Origin of the sequence: Actinoplanes sp. NPDC051633 (genome assembly GCF_040681735.1) — a bacterium.
Lineage (GTDB): Bacteria > Actinomycetota > Actinomycetes > Mycobacteriales > Micromonosporaceae > Actinoplanes.
Genome location: NZ_JBFAZH010001163.1, coordinates 1 through 2,410, shown reverse-complemented (window position 1 = coordinate 2,410; position 2,410 = coordinate 1). Strand labels below are relative to the sequence as shown.

The 2,410-nt window shown below is 68.0% G+C and carries 2 protein-coding genes; both read right to left on the bottom strand.

Annotated elements, in window-relative coordinates; all coding sequences use genetic code 11:
* Positions 1–333: 333 nt before the first annotated feature.
* Complete coding sequence (tuf, locus tag AB0M20_RS38450) at positions 334–1,527, bottom strand: elongation factor Tu (protein ID WP_364305841.1); 1,194 nt, start codon at positions 1,525–1,527, stop codon at positions 334–336.
* Between the two features lie 272 nt (positions 1,528–1,799).
* A partial coding sequence (locus AB0M20_RS38445; RefSeq protein ID WP_364305838.1) for a L,D-transpeptidase family protein occupies positions 1,800–2,410 on the bottom strand: 611 nt, incomplete at its 5' end.

Sequence of the window (2,410 nt, the reverse complement as noted above, 5' to 3'; positions counted from 1 at the left end):
CCGCTGCCGCTTCTTACCCATGCTCTCCATGATGCTGGACATCCTCCCGGAGCCTCACGACTCCCGATCTCAGATGTCCGCCGAAACGGGTCAGGCCCACGACCGACAGTGGTAGGCAAGAGGGGTATCCGCCCCGCGGATACCCCTCTGCGCTACCACTTCTCGCTTGCGACGCCGGGCCGAGACCCGCAGTGGTAGCCCACGAGGCAATCCGCCCCGCGGATACCCCTCTGCACTACCACTCTTCGCTTGCACCGCACGGCCGAGACCCGGAGTGGTAGCCCAGCCACGCGTCCAGCCGTCCCAAAGGGGGCTGGGCTACCACTTCGGGTGCTAGTCGAGCAGCTCCGTGACCGTGCCGGCCGCGACCGTGCGACCGCCCTCGCGGACCGCGAAGCCGAGGCCGACGTCCATCGCCACCGCCTTGCCGAGGTGCACCGTCACCGCGCCGGTGTCGCCCGGCAGCATCATGTCGATGCCGCCGCCGAGCTGGATCGAGCCGGACACGTCGGTGGTGCGGAAGAAGAACTGCGGCTTGTAGTCCGACACGAACGGCGTGTGCCGGCCGCCCTCCTCCTTCGTCAGCGCGTACAGGTTGGCCCGGAACGCGCTGTGCGGCGTGACGCTGCCGGGCACCGCGACCACCTGGCCGCGCTGCACCTGCTCGCGCCGGACACCACGGAGCAGCACCGCGGCGTCGTCGCCGGCCTGCGCCGTCGGCAGCGACTTGCCGAAGGTCTCCAGCCCGGTCGCCACCGAGGCGAAGGTCGGGCCGAGACCGACGACCTCCACCGGCGAGCCGACCGCGAGCGTTCCGCGCTCGACCTTGCCGGTCACCACGGTGCCGCGGCCGCTGATGGTGAGCACGTTCTCGATCGGCATCAGGAACGGCTCACCCAGCTCCCGGTCGGGCACCGGCACGTACTCGTCGACCGCGTCGATGAGGTCCACGATGGACCGCTCCCACCGCGGCTCACCGGCGAGCGCGCCCAGGGCGCTGACCCGCACGACCGGCACGTCGTCACCGGGAAAGCCGTACGACGACAGCAGCTCACGAACCTCGAGCTCGACCAGGTCCAGCAGGTCGGGCTCGTTCTCCATGAGGTCGCTCTTGTTCAGCGCGACGACCAGCCACGGCACCCCGACCCGCTGGGCGAGCAGCACGTGCTCACGGGTCTGCGGCATCGAACCGTCCTGCGCCGACACCACCAGGATCGCGCCGTCGACCTGAGCCGCGCCGGTGATCATGTTCTTCACGTAGTCGGCGTGGCCGGGCATGTCGATGTGCGCGTAGTGGCGCGTCGCCGTCTCGTACTCGACGTGGGCGATGTTGATCGTGATGCCGCGCTGGGCCTCCTCCGGGGCCTTGTCGATGCCCTCGAACGCCACGAACCGGTTGGTTGCCGGGTCGCGGTCGGCCAGGACCTTCGTGATGGCGGCGGTCAGCGTGGTCTTGCCGTGGTCGACGTGTCCCATCGTGCCGATGTTCAGGTGCGGCTTGGTCCGCACGAATTGGCTCTTGGCCATGATGTGTCCTCACTGGATGCGAGAAACGAGAAGGCATTCTTCGGTACGCCGTGACGACTGCCACCTCGTCGGCGTCAGAACCTGCGCATACGCAGCCCACCCGTCCCCGGGTTCTGCTGCCGCTGGGGACGGGTCAGATTCGCGAATCAGCGTTGAGAACGCACGCGGGAGCCGCTGCACAGTGCTGAAAAACACAGCGCAGCAGCTGCAGACCGGGCGCGAACATGGTGATCACGGTACGAGACAACGGCGACGTCGTCGAATCTATTTCCTCACGCCTGACCCAGGCCGGACAGCGGCGCCATCACGATGCGCGGCTTCGACGCCGGGTTCAGCCACTTGAGGATGTTGATCATGCTGGCGCGGCTGACCGAGACACAGCCGGCCGTCGAGCCGGAACCGTTGATGTGCAGGAAGATCGCCGAGCCGCGCCGGACGTTCGCCGGGTGGGTGGTGACGTGTTGGCCCAGGGTCGCGTTCCACTTGACCGTGTCCACCGGCGGGCGGTTGAAGTCGATGACCGCGGCGTACTCGTACTGCGTCGGGAAGGACGAGAGCTTCTCGGCCTCGCTGATCCGCCAGGTGCGGCGGGCCGACGCTGACGGCTGGAGAATGTTGTACGTCTGCGGGTCCCGGTTGTCGCCGACCCAGTAGTCGTTGCCGTCCACCTGCCGGTACGCGACCCGGGTGCCCGGGTTGGCCTTGAGGCCGAAGGTCAGCTTGATGAAGTAGGTGCCGGCCGGCGTGGTCCCGGTGTCCTGCACCCGGGACGTGCCGACGACCCAGCCCCCGTATCCGTTGCGAGCGGCCATCGCGGGGAACTTGACGAACCACTTGCCGTCGCTGCCGAGCTCATAGGTGTAGACCTTCGAATACGTGGACC